This is a genomic window from Pseudomonas sp. AFG_SD02_1510_Pfu_092 (assembly GCF_003331055.1).
Taxonomy (GTDB): Bacteria; Pseudomonadota; Gammaproteobacteria; order Pseudomonadales; family Pseudomonadaceae; genus Aquipseudomonas.
Map to the genome: position 1 here is coordinate 1 of NZ_PUQD01000093.1, position 13,770 is coordinate 13,770.

A 13,770-nucleotide genomic window follows, 5' to 3' on the forward strand; every position below is an offset into this window, starting at 1 on the left:
TGGCACCGGCTACGCCGGTGTTCGCGGCCATGGCCGCTCCCACAAGTACAGCGTGAGCCCCGGACCTGCGCCGTCCCTGTGGGAGCGGGTTCACCCGCGAAGCAGGCGACGCGGTGGATGGCACCGGCTTCGCCGGTGTTCGCGGCCATGGCCGCTCCCACAGGTACGGTGTGAACCCGAAGCCAGCGCCACCTGTGGGAGCGGGCAAGCCCGCGAAGCAGGCGACGCAGCCGTTTTCGGGCCAATGCTGATTCAAGCCTGCTTCAGCAGCAACGCCACCCCCGGAAAATACTGCCCCAGGTCGTTGTGCAACTTACGGTACGCATACGGGAAGTACCAGGCGATGGCACAGGCAGTATGTTTCTGCAGATCGTCGACCATGTCCTGCAATTCTTCGGGACTGGCATGCTGGCCAACCTTCCACGGGCTGATGAACAACGCCCCGGCCTTCAACTGGCTGGGGTAGGCCACCTGACGGGCGAGGGCGGCGGTGTCCTGCAAGGCCGCCGCCATGTCCAGCCGGGCGATCTTTGGCCAGCGCTGGCTGACACTCAGGTACAGCGCCTCGTCGGCACTGCTGATCGACAGGTCGCAACGCCCCTCGCGTTCGCCTTCATCACGCTGCTTCTTGCCGGCAAACTGCTGCAGCGCCGCCAGCTCGGCCTGCCACGCCGCTGCCGCCAGCACCCCGGCATTGGTCACAGCGCCATGCCAGTACGGCGCTTCGGCATCGCCGGCAAACTGGTTGAAGCGGTCGATGCAGTCAACCCAGCGCTCCAGCACCGGGCTGAGAAACTCAAGACGTGGGTTGTGGATGATGTGGCCTCGCATGCTGCGCCCCCCTTGTTGTCGTTTTGATCGCGTTCAGCGGGTAATGATGGCTATGTGATATCACTGTGTTCAGTGTGGCACAACCCGATGAATTGGCCATTACCCGGTTGACGCCTGTTCGACGGCAAAGCGGCCCGCCTCGATTGACGCTCCGGGTGCAACCCTCTAACCTTCGCGCGTGTTTCAGGTGCCCTGCCAGCCCCGACTGGGCAGGGTGAAACTGGGAAGCCGGTGGCCGCCAGCATGGCGCGATTCCGGCGCTGCCCCCGCAACGGTAGGTGAGTCGCGGCCGCGCAGGGCCACTGGGTGCCAGCACCCGGGAAGGCGCGCAGGCCAGGGCCAAGGCCCGCTCACAAGCCCGGAGACCGGCCTGATACTGCCAACGGCATCACGGAGGGTGATGCGCGGTGCACCGTGGCATACGGCCATGGCCCCTGCGCGTTCTCCGTCTGCCCGCCTATTACCTGGCGCCATGCCTTGCCATGGCGCCAGCCAGCGGAGAACCCTGATGAGCGAATCTACCGAACGCGACGAACGCCACCTGGCGCGCATGCAGCGCAAGAAGGCGATCATCGACGAACGCATCGCCAATTCCCCCAATGAATGCGGCCTGCTGCTGGTGCTGACCGGCAATGGCAAAGGCAAGAGCAGCTCGGCCTTCGGGATGCTCGCGCGGGCCCTGGGCCATGGCATGCAGTGCGGGGTGGTGCAGTTCATCAAGGGCCGCAACAGCACGGGCGAAGAGCTGTTCTTCCGGCGCTTCCCCGAGCAGGTGCGCTACTACGTGATGGGCGAGGGCTTCACCTGGGAAACCCAGGACCGCCAGCGCGACATCGCCGCCGCCGAAGCCGCCTGGGCGGTGTCGCGGCAGTTGCTGCAAGACCCGAGCGTGCAGTTCGTGGTGCTGGATGAGCTGAACATCGCCCTCAAGCATGGCTACCTCGACCTGGACCAGGTGCTCTCCGACATTCAGGCCCGCCCGTCGATGCAGCACGTGATCGTGACCGGTCGTGCGGCAAAGCCGGAAATGATCGAACTGGCTGACACCGTGACCGAGATGGGCATGCTCAAGCACGCTTTCCAGGCCGGCATCCGCGCGCAGAAGGGCGTCGAACTGTGAAGCGACCGCGCCATTGCCCCGCCGTGCTGATCGCGGCACCGGCCTCGGGCCAGGGCAAGACCACCGTCACCGCCGCCCTGGCGCGCCTGCACCGCAACCGCGGGCGCAAGGTGCGGGTGTTCAAGTGCGGGCCTGACTTCCTCGACCCGATGATTCTCGAGCGGGCCAGCGGTGCGCCGGTGTACCAGCTGGACTTGTGGATGATCGGCGCCGAGGAAAGCCGCCGCCTGCTGTGGGAGGCCGCCGGCGAGGCCGACCTGATCCTCATCGAGGGGGTAATGGGGCTGTTCGACGGCACCCCGTCCAGCGCCGACCTGGCCCGCCACTTCGGCGTGCCGGTGCTGGCGGTGATCGATGGCACGGCCATGGCGCAAACTTTCGGCGCCCTGGCCCTGGGCCTGGCGCGCTACCAGGCCGACTTGCCGTTCGCTGGCGTGCTGGCCAACCGCGTCGGCAGCCTGCGCCATGCACAACTGCTGGAGGGCAGCCTGACCGAAGGTCTGCGCTGGTATGGCGGTTTGTCCCGCGAGCGCGGTATCGAGCTGCCCAGCCGCCACCTGGGGCTGGTCCAGGCCAGCGAGCTGAATGACCTGGATGCCCGCCTGGACGCCGCTGCCGAAGCGCTGGGCGCCAGTTGCGATGCGGCCTTGCCGCCGTCGGTAAGCTTTGCCGAACCCGAGCTGCAAACCAGTGCCGCCTCGTTGGCTGGCGTGCGCATCGGCGTGGCGCGCGACGAGGCGTTCGCCTTCCTCTATGGCGCCAACCTCGACCTGCTGCGCAACCTCGGCGCGCAGCTGGAGTTCTTCTCGCCGTTGCACGACCGCGAGCTGCCAGCAGTGGATAGCCTGTACCTGCCGGGCGGCTACCCCGAGCTGCACCACCACGCCCTGGCTGCCAACACGCCCATGTGCGCGGCGATCCGTGCCCATCACGCCCAGGGTAAACCGTTGCTGGCCGAGTGCGGCGGCATGCTGTACCTGCTCGATGCCCTGACCGATGTGGCCGGCGAACGCGCCGCGCTGCTCGGCCTGCTGCCGGGCGAAGCGACCATGCAGAAGCGCCTGGCCGCCCTGGCGCTACAGGCCGTGGAATTGCCTGAAGGCACCCTGCGCGGTCACACCTATCACCATTCGCTGACCACCACCGCGCTGGAGCCGATCGCCCGTGGCCTGAGCCCCAATGGCGGGCGTGGCAACGAAGCGGTGTACCGCCTGGGGCGGCTGACGGCGTCCTACGTGCACTTCTACTTCCCCTCCAACCCGGCTGCGGTGGCGGCGCTGTTGCGACCATGAGCGAACATGCCTACAGCGACGCCGAGCGCGCCGCGATCTATCGGGCCATCGGCGAGCGCCGCGACATGCGCCATTTCGCTGCTGGCGAGGTAGCCCCGGAACTGTTGGCGCGGCTGCTGGCCGCCGCGCACCAGGCGCCCAGCGTCGGCCTGATGCAGCCCTGGCGTTTTGTGCGCATTACCCAGCGCGACCTGCGCACGCGCATTCAGGCCCTGGTGGAAGCGGAACGGGTGCGCACCGCCGAAGCCCTCGGCGAGCGCTCCGATGCCTTCATGAAGCTGAAGGTCGAAGGCATCAACGACTGCGCCGAGCTGCTGGTAGCGGCCCTGATGGACAACCGCGAGCCGCACATTTTCGGCCGCCGCACCCTGCCGGAAATGGACCTGGCTTCGCTGGCCTGCGCCATCCAGAACCTGTGGCTGGCCGCCCGCGCCGAAGGGCTGGGCATGGGCTGGGTGTCGCTGTTCGACCCGCAGGCGCTGGCCGCTCTGCTGGGCATGCCGGCCGGGGCCAAGCCGGTCGCGGTGCTGTGCCTGGGGCCGGTGAGCGAGTTCTACCCGGCACCGATGCTGGTGCTGGAAGACTGGGCTGAACAACGGCCCTTGAGTGAAATGCTGTTTGAAAACCAATGGGGAGAGCGCTCATGAGCGTGGCCTTGCTGACCGTGGCCGGGGTAGCCCTGGATGCCTTGTTTGGCGAGCCGCAGCGGCGCCACCCGCTGGTGGCCTTCGGCAACATGGCCGGCAACCTCGAACGCCGCTTGAATGCCGGTGGTCGTGGCTGGCGCAGCCACGGCGTGAGTGCATGGTTTCTGGCGGTGGTGCCCTTGACCCTGGTGGCGCTGATCCTGTCCTGGCTGCCGTACATCGGCTGGCTGGTCGATGTGCTGGCGCTGTACTGCGCGGTCGGGCTGCGCAGCCTGGGCGAACACGTGTTGCCGGTGGCCAATGCCTTGCGCCAGGGCGACCTGGAGCAAGCCCGGCGCCGTGTCGGTTACCTGGTCAGCCGCGAAACCCGCGAGCTGGACGAGCCCGCGGTAGCCCGGGCAGCCACCGAATCGGTGCTGGAAAACGGCAGCGACGCGGTGTTCGCCGCGCTGTTCTGGTTCGTGGTGGCCGGCGCGCCGGGTGTGGTGCTGTACCGCCTGAGCAACACCCTGGACGCCATGTGGGGCTACCGCAACGAACGTTTCGAACGCTTCGGCTGGTGCGCCGCGCGGGTCGACGATGTGCTCAACTATATTCCTGCCAGGCTGGTAGCGCTGACCTATGCGCTGTTGGGCAAGACCCGCCTGGCCCTGGCCTGCTGGCGCAAGCAGGGCCCGCTGTGGGACAGCCCCAATGCCGGGCCGGTGATGGCCGCCGGCGCTGGCGCGCTGGGGGTGGAGCTCGGCGGCCCGGCGGTGTATCACGGCGAGCTGCATGAGCGGCCACGCCTGGGGGACGGGCCAATGGCCGACGCCGACGCCATCGAGCGCGGCTGGGGCCTGGTGCAACGCGGGGTGTGGCTGTGGCTGCTGGTGATCTGCCTGGGGGCTTACCTCGATGCTTGAACACGGAGGCCGCCTGCTGCGGGCGGTACGGCAATACGGCATCGCCCGCGAGCAGTGGTTGGACCTGTCCAGCGGCATTGCGCCCTGGGCGTTCCCGATTCCGCCGATTCCGCTGGATGCCTGGGCCCGCCTGCCCGAGACCGAGGACGGCCTGGAGGACGCCGCGCGCGCCTATTACGGCGCCCGGCAACTGCTGCCGGTGGCCGGCTCCCAGGCGGCGATCCAGGCCCTGCCGCTTTTGCGCGCAGCCGGGCGGGTCGGGGTGCTGACGCCGTGCTATGCCGAGCATCCCTATGCCTGGCAGCGCGCGGGGCATCAGCTGCTGGAACTGGACGAAGCGCAGGTCGAGGCAACGCTCGACAGCCTGGATGTGCTGGTGCTGGTCAACCCCAACAACCCCACCGGGCGCCGGGTGCCGCGCGAACGCCTGCTGAGTTGGCACGCACGCCTGGCCGCCCGTGGCGGCTGGCTGCTGGTCGACGAGGCGTTCATGGACAACACCCCCGCCGCCAGCGTGGTCGATTGTGCCGAGCGCCCGGGGCTGATCGTGCTGCGCTCGTTCGGCAAGTTCTTCGGCCTGGCCGGGGTGCGCCTGGGCTTCGTCGCCGCGCAAGGCAGCTTGCTGCTGCGCCTGGCCGAGTCGCTCGGCCCATGGACCGTCAACGGCCCGACCCGGGTGCTGGCCCAGGCCAGCCTGGCCGATCACGCTGCCCAGCGCGTGCAGCTCGAACGCTGTGCCGCCGCCAGCCAGCGCCTGGCCGTGCTGTTGCGCAGCGCAGGCCTGGCACCCAGCGGCAGTTGCGACCTGTTCCAGTACGTGCGCACTGAACACGCAGCGCAACTGCATGACTTTCTCGCCCGTCGCGGCATCCTGGTGCGCCTGTTCCAGCAGCCGCCAGCGGTACGCCTTGGCTTGCCTGAGTGCGCGGCGGGCGAGCTGCGCCTGGCCCAGGCCCTGGCAGATTATCAAAAGGAAACGGCATGACCACGCTCATGGTGCAAGGCACCACCTCCGACGCCGGCAAGAGCACGCTGGTGACCGCGCTGTGCCGCTGGCTGGTGCGCCAGGGCGTCGGCGTGGTGCCGTTCAAGCCGCAGAACATGGCGCTGAACAGCGCGGTCACCGCCGACGGCGGCGAAATCGGCCGGGCCCAGGCGGTACAGGCCCAAGCCTGTCGGCTGGCAGCGCACACCGACATGAACCCGGTGCTGCTCAAGCCCAACAGCGACACCGGCGCGCAGGTGATCATCCACGGCCGTGCCGTCACCAGCATGAACGCAGTGGCCTACCACGACTACAAGGCCATCGCCATGCAGGCGGTGCTGGCCTCGCATCAACGCCTGAGCGCCGCCTGGCCGGTGGTCATGGTCGAAGGCGCGGGTTCGCCGGCGGAAATCAACCTGCGTGCTGGCGACATCGCCAACATGGGCTTTGCCGAAGCGGTGGACTGCCCGGTGATCCTGGTCGCCGACATCAACCGGGGGGGCGTGTTCGCGCACCTGGTCGGCACCCTGGAGCTGCTGTCGCCCAGCGAGCAGGCGCGGGTGAAAGGCTTCGTCATCAACCGCTTCCGCGGCGACATCGCCTTGCTGCAGCCAGGGCTGGACTGGCTGGAGCAGCGCACCGGCAAGCCGGTGCTGGGGGTGCTGCCGTATGTCACCGACCTGCATCTGGAAGCCGAAGACGGCATCGATAGGCGCCAGGGGGCGAAGACCGAGCGTGTACTCAAGGTGATCGTCCCGGTGCTGCCGCGCATCAGCAACCACACCGACTTCGACCCGCTGCGCCTGCATCCGCAGGTTGACCTGCAGTTCATCGGCCCGGGCCAGCCGATCCCGGCCGCCGACCTGATCATCCTGCCGGGTTCCAAGAGTGTGCGCGGCGACCTGGCACAACTGCGTGAGCGCGGTTGGGACAAAGCCATCGAGCGGCACCTGCGTTATGGCGGCAAGCTGATCGGCATTTGCGGTGGCCTGCAGATGCTCGGGCGCGAGGTGCATGACCCGCTGGGTCTCGAAGGCGCCGCTGGCTCCAGCGCGGGGCTGGGCCTGCTCGACTACACCACGCAACTCGAAGCCGAGAAGCAACTGCGCAACGTTGCCGGCACGCTGGGCCTCGAAGCCGCCCCGGTTGCCGGGTATGAAATTCATGCCGGCGTCACCACCGGGCCGGCCTTGCAGCAGCCTGCCGTGCAGTTGGCCGATGGCCGCCCTGATGGCGCCGTCAGCGCCGACGGCCAGATCCTTGCCACTTACCTGCACGGCCTGTTCGAAGGCAGTCAGTCGTGCGCGGCATTGCTGCGTTGGGCCGGCCTGGAGGAGGTGCAGCCCATCGATTACCAGGCCCTGCGTGAGCGCGACATCGAGCGCCTCGCCGACCTGGTGGACAAACACCTGGATACCGCGCGCCTGCGCCAGCTTTGCGGGGTGGCCTGACATGCTCAACCTGATCCTCGGCGGCGCCCGCTCGGGCAAGAGCCGCCTGGCCGAACAGCTGGCCGAAGCCAGTGGCCTGGCGGTGACCTACATCGCCACCAGTCAGCCGCTGGATGGTGAAATGAACGAACGCGTGCAACTGCACCGCCAGCGTCGCCCTGATCACTGGGGCCTGATCGAAGAGCCCTTGGCCCTGGCCGCGGTGCTGCGCGCCGAAGCAGCTGAAGGGCGCTGCCTGCTGGTGGATTGCCTTACCTTGTGGCTGACCAACCTGCTGATGCTCGAAGACGACCAGCGCCTGGCCCAGGAACGTGATGCCCTGCTGGCCTGCCTGGAGCAGTTGCCGGGGACGGTGATTCTGGTCAGTAACGAAAGCGGCCTGGGCGTCGTGCCCATGGGCGAGCTGACCCGACGCTATGTCGACCTTGCCGGCTGGCTGCACCAGGCCGTGGCCGAACGTTGTCAGCGCGTGGTGCTGACCGTCGCTGGCCTGCCCCTAATGCTCAAAGGACCTGCACTATGACCCAAGCCTGGTGGCGTGACGCCTGCCAACCCCTCGACAACGCCGCCATGGAGCAGGCCCGCGCCCGCCAGCAGCAGCTGACCAAACCTGCCGGTTCGCTCGGCCAGCTGGAAGGCCTGGCCATTCAGCTGGCGGGCCTGCAGGGGCGTGAACGGCCGACCCTGGACCACGCCGCCATCTGCATCTTTGCCGGTGACCATGGGGTGGTCGAGGAAGGCATCTCGGCCTATCCGCAAGCGGTTACCGGGCAGATGCTGCGCAACTTCGTCGGTGGCGGAGCGGCGATCAGCGTGCTGGCGCGCCAGTTGCAAGCCAGTCTGGAGGTCGTCGACCTGGGCACCATCGACCCGCAGCTCGAGTTACCCGGTGTGCGCCATTTGCGCCTGGGCGCCGGTACGGCCAACTTCGCCCGCCAGCCGGCAATGACCGAGGGCCAGCTGCAGGCCGCCTTGCAGGCTGGTCGCGACAGTGCCCAGCGTGCCGCCGCAGACGGTGCGCAGCTGTTCATTGGCGGCGAGATGGGGATTGGCAACACCACGGCTGCCGCTGCCTTGGCCAGTGTCCTGCTGGGCTGCGCGCCGGCCGAGCTGAGTGGCCCGGGCACCGGCCTGGACCAGGCCGGGGTGCGGCACAAGGCCGAAGTCATCGCCCGCGCGTTGAACCTGCATGGCCTGCGCGCCGACGAACCTTGGCAAGCATTGGGCTGTGTCGGCGGTTTCGAAATCGCGGCCTTGGCCGGTGCCTATATGGGTTGCGCGCAGGCGGGTGTCGCGGTGCTGGTGGACGGCTTCATCTGCAGCGTCGCTGCGCTGTTGGCGGTGCGCCTCAACCCACAGTGCCGAGCCTGGCTGCTGTTCGCCCACCAAGGTGCGGAGCCTGGGCACCAGGCCGTGCTCGCCGCGTTGCAGGCCGAGCCATTGCTGGCCCTCGGCCTGCGCCTGGGGGAGGGCAGCGGGGCGGCCCTGGCCGTGCCGCTGTTGCGCCTGGCCTGTGCGCTGCACGGGCAGATGGCGACCTTTGCCGAAGCAGCCGTGGCGGACCGCCCGGCATGATCCTCGACCTGCTGCGCCATGGCGAAACGGAGCAGGGCGGCCTGCGCGGCAGCCTCGACGATGCCCTGACCGACACGGGGTGGGCGCAGATGCGCAGCGCCGTGGCTGCGGCCGGCCCGTGGCAGGTGCTGGTCAGTTCGCCACTGCAGCGCTGCGCGCGTTTTGCCGGTGAGCTGGGGGCGCGGCTGAACCTGCCGGTGCAGCATGAGCCCGCCCTGCAGGAGCTGCATTTTGGCGACTGGGAAGGCCGCAGCGCTGCGCAGATCATGGAAGACCAGGCGGACGCCCTGGGGCGCTTCTGGGCAGACCCATACGCGTTTACCCCGCCCAATGGCGAGCCGGTCGAGGCCTTTGCCGAGCGCGTGCTGGCTGCTGTCGAGCGCCTGGGCCGTCAGCATGCCGGCAAGCGGGTGCTGCTGATTACCCATGGCGGCGTGATGCGGCTGTTGCTGGCGCGGGCGCGTGGCTTGCCGAGGGCGCAGTTGCTGCAGGTCGAGGTCGGCCATGCTGCGCTGATGCGCCTGGTACTGGATGACAACGGCCAGTGGGTCGAGGAGCGCTGAGATGTTGCCGTTCTGGATTGCCTTGCAATTCCTCAGCAGCCTGCCGGTGCGCCTGGCGGGTATGCCGGCACCGCGCGAAGTGGGGCGGTCGCTGCTGTGCTACCCGCTGGTCGGGTTGCTGTTCGGCCTGTTGCTGTGGCTGACCAGTCACTTGCTGCAGGGCACGCCGGCGCCGCTGCACGCGGCCTTGTTGCTGACGGTGTGGGTGGTGCTCAGTGGCGCCTTGCACCTGGACGGCCTGGCCGACAGCGCCGACGCCTGGCTGGGTGGCTTCGGCGACCGCGAGCGCACCCTGCAGATCATGAAAGACCCACGCAGCGGGCCGATCGCCGTGGTCACCCTGGTGCTGGTGCTGTTGCTGAAGTTCTGCGCCTTGTGGGTGCTGGTCGAACAAGGCATCGGCGCGCACTTGCTGCTGGCTCCGTTGCTCGGGCGGGCGGCGATGCTCGGGCTGTTCCTGAGTACGCCCTATGTGCGCCAAGGGGGGCTGGGGCAGGCGTTGGCCGAGCACCTGCCGCGGCAAGCGGCCGGGTGGGTGCTGCTGGGGTGTGGGCTGTTGTGCCTGGCGCTGGGCGGCTGGGTCGTGGTGCTGGCGCTGGCCGTGTTTGCCTGGTTGCGGCAGCTGATGTGCCGACGCCTGGGCGGAACCACCGGGGATACCGCTGGCGCGCTGCTGGAGCTGCTGGAATTGGCGGTAGTACTCGGGCTGGCGTTGGGCCTCTGAAGCGCAATTGCAGGAAGCTTCTGTAGGGGATTTCTGAGCTAAACGTGCTGGTAAATTCCTGAAAACCATCAGCAATCGCCGATATCATTTATCGGCGTATGCTCGCCCCTCCGCTAACTGTCGAGGAGCATTCCCAGCATGCGTCACTTCGTTCTCATCGCCTTGTTATGGCTGATTGGCCCCGCCGCAGTGGCCGCCGATCTGATGACCTTCTGGGACACACCCCGCCACGGCGGCAACAGCTTCAACCGGTTACCGCCCGATCAGGCCTACTTCGACGCCTTGCGTCACTACGGGGCGAGCTGGGTGCGGTTGTCCTATGACAAATGGCAACCGGCGCAGCGTGACTTCCTGCTGGGCGACGCCGATGCCTATCAAGGCTTGCCCGATGCCGACCTGGCCACCCTGCGCGCCACCTTGGACCGTGCCCATCAGGCGGGGCTCAAGGTGGTCATCGCACCGCTCTCGCTACCCGGCATGCGCTGGTCGCAAAACAATCAGGGCCAGTTCGACGACCGCCTGTGGCAAGACAAACGCTACTGGCTGCAGGCTGCGGCCTTCTGGCGGGACATGGCGCGTGAACTGAAAGGCCACCCGGCCATAGCCGCCTACAACCTGATCAACGAGCCTGCACCGGAGAAACACGGGGGCCTCGCCGAACATGCCGAGCCCGAGCAGATGCGCCAGTGGTATGCGCAGCAGCAGGGCAGTGCGCGTGACCTGCCCGCGCTCTATCGGCAACTGATAGCAGCCATTCGCGAAGAGGACGCGGACACGCCCGTGATGGTCGATGCAGGCTGGTTCGCAGGCGCCGACGCCTTCGGTTACTGGCCGGCCCTTTTGCACGACCAGCGAGTGCTGTACAGCGTGCACATGTACGAGCCGTATGCCGCGACCAGTGCACCGAACATGACGCGCAAGCAACCCTTCGCCTACCCCGGCCCGGCACCGTTCGCGGGGCAGACACAACAGTGGGATGGCCAGCGTGTGGCACGCTACCTGCGCCAACCGCTCGACTGGGCCGAGGCCATGAAGGTGCCCCGTGCGCGCCTGGTAGTGGGCGAATTCGGCTGCATGCGCCGGTTACCGGGTTGCCGGCAATACCTGGACGATGTGCTCAACGTACTGGAGCGCCAGCAGTTGCACTGGGCCTTCTACAGCTTCCGTGAAGACAACTGGGACGGCATGGATTACGAACTGGGCTCGGCCAAGGTGCCGTGGCGCTATTGGCAGGCAATCGAACAGGGCGCTCCCGACCCACTGGTGCGCAAGGCCACTGCGGAATTCGAGCCGATTCGCCGGCGCTTGAATCCGGACTGACAGTTGCCAGACAATTGTGAAGCTTTTTGCAACACTCGACATGCAGGTATGCGTTTGCTGAACCGACTGGCTTGATCTGATGCACTTATAAGCGGGTGGATACCCGTAAACCCTTGCGATGTGCTGGAGATAACGACAATGACTTCGGTGTGGCGAACCAGCGGGTGGGTATTGATGGGGGCGGCGTTGATCCTGGCGCTATCCCTGGGGGTACGGCACGGTTTCGGCCTGTTCCTGGCGCCGATGAGCGCGGACTTCGGCTGGGGGCGTGAGGTGTTCGCCTTCGCCATTGCCTTGCAGAACCTGATCTGGGGCTTGGCGCAACCGTTCGCCGGCGCCCTGGCCGACCGCCTGGGCGCGGCGCGGGTGGTGATCATCGGCGGCATTCTCTACGCCGTCGGCTTGGTGCTGATGGGCATGGCCGATTCGGCCTGGTCGTTGTCGCTGAGTGCCGGCTTGCTGATCGGTATCGGCCTGTCCGGCACATCGTTCTCGGTCATCCTCGGCGTGGTCGGGCGTGCGGTACCGGCGCACAAGCGCAGCATGGCCATGGGCATTGCCAGCGCCGCCGGCTCGTTCGGCCAGTTCGCCATGTTGCCCGGCACCCTCGGCCTGATCCAGTGGCTGGGCTGGTCTGCGGCGTTGCTGGTGCTGGGCCTGATGGTGGCGCTGATCGTGCCCTTCGTCGGCCTGCTGCGTGACCGCCCGCTGCCCAGCCATGGTGGCGAACAGAGCCTGGGCCAGGCCCTGCGCGAAGCGTGCTCGCACTCCGGTTTCTGGTTGCTGGCCCTGGGCTTCTTCGTTTGCGGCTTTCAGGTGGTCTTCATTGGTGTGCACCTGCCGGCCTACCTGGTCGACCAGCACTTGGCGGCAACTACCGGCACCACGGTGCTGGCGCTGGTCGGCCTGTTCAATATCGTCGGTACCTTCACTGCCGGCTGGCTGGGTGGGCGCATGTCCAAGCCACGCCTGCTGACCGGCCTTTACCTGCTGCGTGCGGTGGTGATCGTGCTGTTCCTGTGGGCGCCGGTGACTGCATTCAGCGCTTACCTGTTCGGCATCGCCATGGGCCTGTTGTGGTTGTCTACGGTGCCGCTGACCAATGGCACCGTGGCCACGGTGTTCGGTGTGCGCAACCTGTCGATGCTGGGTGGCATCGTCTTCCTGTTCCACCAGCTGGGTGCGTTCCTGGGGGGCTGGTTGGGCGGGGTGGTGTATGACCGCACCGGCAGCTACGAGCTGGTCTGGCAGATATCGATCCTGCTCAGCCTGCTGGCAGCGGCCCTCAACTGGCCCGTGCGCGAACGCCCGGTCGCCCGCCTGCAGGCCCAGGCGGCATGAACCGTTACCTGGCTCGCGGGCTGCTGGCCATCGCCGCGCTGTTGCTGCTGGCGCTGGCGTGGTGGGGCTGGCACAGGGGCGGGATGGCGTTGATGCAATTGGGCATGAGTGTTTGTTAGGCGCTACCCTGCAAGCTCAGGGATTGTCCTGCGGGAGGAACGAACCATGCGTGCACGTTGGTTGACGATGCCGGTGCTGGCCCTGCTTGCCAGCGCCTCGAGTTGGGCGGCCGATTGCCCGGCGTTGTTGCAGGGGAGCCTGCCGGAGTTGCGCGGCAAGGGGCAGGTCGACTTGTGTCAGCGCTTTGCTGGCAAGCCGTTGGTGGTGGTGAACACGGCCAGCTATTGCGGTTTTGCGCCGCAATTCGAGGGGCTTGAAGCGACCTACAAGGCTTATCACGAGCAAGGCCTGGAAATGCTTGGGGTACCGTCCAATGACTTCAAGCAGGAAGACGCCGACAGCGAGAAGACCGCCAAGGTCTGTTATGCGAACTATGGTGTGACGTTCACCATGACCAAGACGCAGGCGGTGCGGGGCAAGGATGCGATTCCGTTGTTCGCTGAACTGGCCAGGCAGAGCAGCACGCCGAAGTGGAATTTCTACAAGTACGTGGTGGACCGCAAGGGTAAGGTGATTGGCAACTTTTCCAGCCTGACCAAGCCGGATGATCCAGAATTCCGGGCAGCCATCGAAAAGGCTATCGCCTCGCAGCAGTAGGCTGCTGCTCTTGCTCTTGCTCTTGCTTCTAAGTGCGCGGTAGTTCAGGCGCCGCAGATTGCGACTTCAGGAGGCCGAGCGAAGGGACTGCGGAGGGAGGTGACGGGCATGGATGCCCGTCAAGCGCTGAGGCCCCATGGATGGGGCCTGCAGCGCGTACTCCCGGGAGCAGGCCCGTAGCGAGGGAACCCCGGCGCGAAGCGTCGGGGCCGGATGATGGGAGCGGACGGTTTTTGGTTCCTTTTTGCCACGACAAAAAGGGACCCGCCGTAAGGGCGGAAAGGTGACTTGGCGCCACC

General features: G+C 67.2%; 15 protein-coding genes and 1 riboswitch. Of the genes, 14 read left to right on the plus strand and 1 reads right to left on the minus strand.

Features of this window, described 5'->3' with window-relative positions; all coding sequences use genetic code 11:
- Positions 1–252: 252 nt before the first annotated feature.
- Positions 253–831: a hypothetical protein gene (locus tag C6A77_RS24235; protein WP_114171886.1), complete on the minus strand. Its 579-nt coding sequence runs from the start codon at positions 829–831 to the stop codon at positions 253–255.
- A 168-nt stretch (positions 832–999) separates the two neighbouring features.
- Positions 1,000–1,220, plus strand: a riboswitch (cobalamin riboswitch).
- A gap of 119 nt (positions 1,221–1,339) precedes the next feature.
- Between C6A77_RS24235 and cobO the strand changes: the two genes are divergently transcribed.
- From cobO to C6A77_RS24300, 14 genes are all read left to right on the plus strand, one after another.
- The gene (gene cobO, locus C6A77_RS24240; protein WP_114171887.1) at positions 1,340–1,951 is read left to right on the plus strand and encodes a cob(I)yrinic acid a,c-diamide adenosyltransferase; all 612 of its coding nucleotides are present in this window, start codon (positions 1,340–1,342) and stop codon (positions 1,949–1,951) included.
- Complete coding sequence (locus C6A77_RS24245; protein WP_114171888.1) at positions 1,948–3,243, plus strand: cobyrinate a,c-diamide synthase; 1,296 nt, start codon at positions 1,948–1,950, stop codon at positions 3,241–3,243. The genes cobO and C6A77_RS24245 overlap by 4 nt, the downstream gene beginning before the upstream one ends.
- Complete coding sequence (bluB, locus tag C6A77_RS24250) at positions 3,240–3,890, plus strand: 5,6-dimethylbenzimidazole synthase (protein ID WP_114171889.1); 651 nt, start codon at positions 3,240–3,242, stop codon at positions 3,888–3,890. The genes C6A77_RS24245 and bluB overlap by 4 nt, the downstream gene beginning before the upstream one ends.
- Positions 3,887–4,795: an adenosylcobinamide-phosphate synthase CbiB gene (gene cbiB, locus C6A77_RS24255; RefSeq protein ID WP_114171890.1), complete on the plus strand. Its 909-nt coding sequence runs from the start codon at positions 3,887–3,889 to the stop codon at positions 4,793–4,795. The genes bluB and cbiB overlap by 4 nt, the downstream gene beginning before the upstream one ends.
- Positions 4,788–5,780 carry a threonine-phosphate decarboxylase CobD gene (gene cobD, locus C6A77_RS24260; RefSeq protein WP_114171891.1) on the plus strand — a complete coding sequence of 331 codons (993 nt, stop codon included), beginning with the start codon at positions 4,788–4,790 and terminating at the stop codon, positions 5,778–5,780. Before cbiB ends, cobD begins: the two co-directional genes overlap by 8 nt.
- The gene (locus tag C6A77_RS24265; RefSeq protein ID WP_114171892.1) at positions 5,777–7,231 is read left to right on the plus strand and encodes a cobyric acid synthase; all 1,455 of its coding nucleotides are present in this window, start codon (positions 5,777–5,779) and stop codon (positions 7,229–7,231) included. The genes cobD and C6A77_RS24265 overlap by 4 nt, the downstream gene beginning before the upstream one ends.
- Before the next feature lies 1 nt (position 7,232).
- Complete coding sequence (gene cobU, locus C6A77_RS24270) at positions 7,233–7,754, plus strand: bifunctional adenosylcobinamide kinase/adenosylcobinamide-phosphate guanylyltransferase (RefSeq protein WP_114171893.1); 522 nt, start codon at positions 7,233–7,235, stop codon at positions 7,752–7,754.
- Positions 7,751–8,806 (plus strand): nicotinate-nucleotide--dimethylbenzimidazole phosphoribosyltransferase, encoded by a 1,056-nt coding sequence (gene cobT, locus C6A77_RS24275; protein WP_114171894.1) that lies wholly within the window; start codon positions 7,751–7,753, stop codon positions 8,804–8,806. The genes cobU and cobT overlap by 4 nt, the downstream gene beginning before the upstream one ends.
- A complete protein-coding gene (gene cobC, locus C6A77_RS24280; RefSeq protein WP_114171895.1) occupies positions 8,803–9,369 on the plus strand; it encodes an alpha-ribazole phosphatase family protein in 567 nt (188 codons plus the stop codon). The genes cobT and cobC overlap by 4 nt, the downstream gene beginning before the upstream one ends.
- 1 nt (position 9,370) lies before the next feature.
- A complete protein-coding gene (locus C6A77_RS24285) occupies positions 9,371–10,093 on the plus strand; it encodes an adenosylcobinamide-GDP ribazoletransferase (RefSeq protein ID WP_114171896.1) in 723 nt (240 codons plus the stop codon).
- Positions 10,094–10,297: 204 nt separating this feature from the next.
- Positions 10,298–11,413 carry a cellulase family glycosylhydrolase gene (locus tag C6A77_RS24290; RefSeq protein WP_241507453.1) on the plus strand — a complete coding sequence of 372 codons (1,116 nt, stop codon included), beginning with the start codon at positions 10,298–10,300 and terminating at the stop codon, positions 11,411–11,413.
- A 147-nt stretch (positions 11,414–11,560) separates the two neighbouring features.
- Positions 11,561–12,754: an MFS transporter gene (locus C6A77_RS24295; RefSeq protein WP_161959692.1), complete on the plus strand. Its 1,194-nt coding sequence runs from the start codon at positions 11,561–11,563 to the stop codon at positions 12,752–12,754.
- A complete protein-coding gene (locus C6A77_RS26140; protein ID WP_275937132.1) occupies positions 12,751–12,873 on the plus strand; it encodes a hypothetical protein in 123 nt (40 codons plus the stop codon). The genes C6A77_RS24295 and C6A77_RS26140 overlap by 4 nt, the downstream gene beginning before the upstream one ends.
- Before the next feature lie 46 nt (positions 12,874–12,919).
- Positions 12,920–13,471 carry a glutathione peroxidase gene (locus C6A77_RS24300; protein WP_114171899.1) on the plus strand — a complete coding sequence of 184 codons (552 nt, stop codon included), beginning with the start codon at positions 12,920–12,922 and terminating at the stop codon, positions 13,469–13,471.
- The last annotated feature ends 299 nt before the right edge of the window (positions 13,472–13,770 follow it).

What these genes read in the sequence shown, in the direction of transcription:
- cobT (WP_114171894.1), top strand. Translation starts at nt 7,751, where the DNA reads ATGACCCAAGCCTGGTGGCGTGACGCCTGCCAACCCCTCGACAACGCC.
- cobC (WP_114171895.1), top strand. Translation starts at nt 8,803, where the DNA reads ATGATCCTCGACCTGCTGCGCCATGGCGAAACGGAGCAGGGCGGCCTG.
- C6A77_RS24285 (WP_114171896.1), top strand. Translation starts at nt 9,371, where the DNA reads ATGTTGCCGTTCTGGATTGCCTTGCAATTCCTCAGCAGCCTGCCGGTG.
- cbiB (WP_114171890.1), top strand. Translation starts at nt 3,887, where the DNA reads ATGAGCGTGGCCTTGCTGACCGTGGCCGGGGTAGCCCTGGATGCCTTG.
- C6A77_RS26140 (WP_275937132.1), top strand. Translation starts at nt 12,751, where the DNA reads ATGAACCGTTACCTGGCTCGCGGGCTGCTGGCCATCGCCGCGCTGTTG.
- C6A77_RS24290 (WP_241507453.1), top strand. Translation starts at nt 10,298, where the DNA reads ATGACCTTCTGGGACACACCCCGCCACGGCGGCAACAGCTTCAACCGG.
- cobD (WP_114171891.1), top strand. Translation starts at nt 4,788, where the DNA reads ATGCTTGAACACGGAGGCCGCCTGCTGCGGGCGGTACGGCAATACGGC.
- bluB (WP_114171889.1), top strand. Translation starts at nt 3,240, where the DNA reads ATGAGCGAACATGCCTACAGCGACGCCGAGCGCGCCGCGATCTATCGG.
- cobO (WP_114171887.1), top strand. Translation starts at nt 1,340, where the DNA reads ATGAGCGAATCTACCGAACGCGACGAACGCCACCTGGCGCGCATGCAG.
- C6A77_RS24265 (WP_114171892.1), top strand. Translation starts at nt 5,777, where the DNA reads ATGACCACGCTCATGGTGCAAGGCACCACCTCCGACGCCGGCAAGAGC.
- C6A77_RS24235 (WP_114171886.1), bottom strand. Translation starts at nt 831, where the DNA reads ATGCGAGGCCACATCATCCACAACCCACGTCTTGAGTTTCTCAGCCCG.
- cobU (WP_114171893.1), top strand. Translation starts at nt 7,233, where the DNA reads ATGCTCAACCTGATCCTCGGCGGCGCCCGCTCGGGCAAGAGCCGCCTG.
- C6A77_RS24300 (WP_114171899.1), top strand. Translation starts at nt 12,920, where the DNA reads ATGCGTGCACGTTGGTTGACGATGCCGGTGCTGGCCCTGCTTGCCAGC.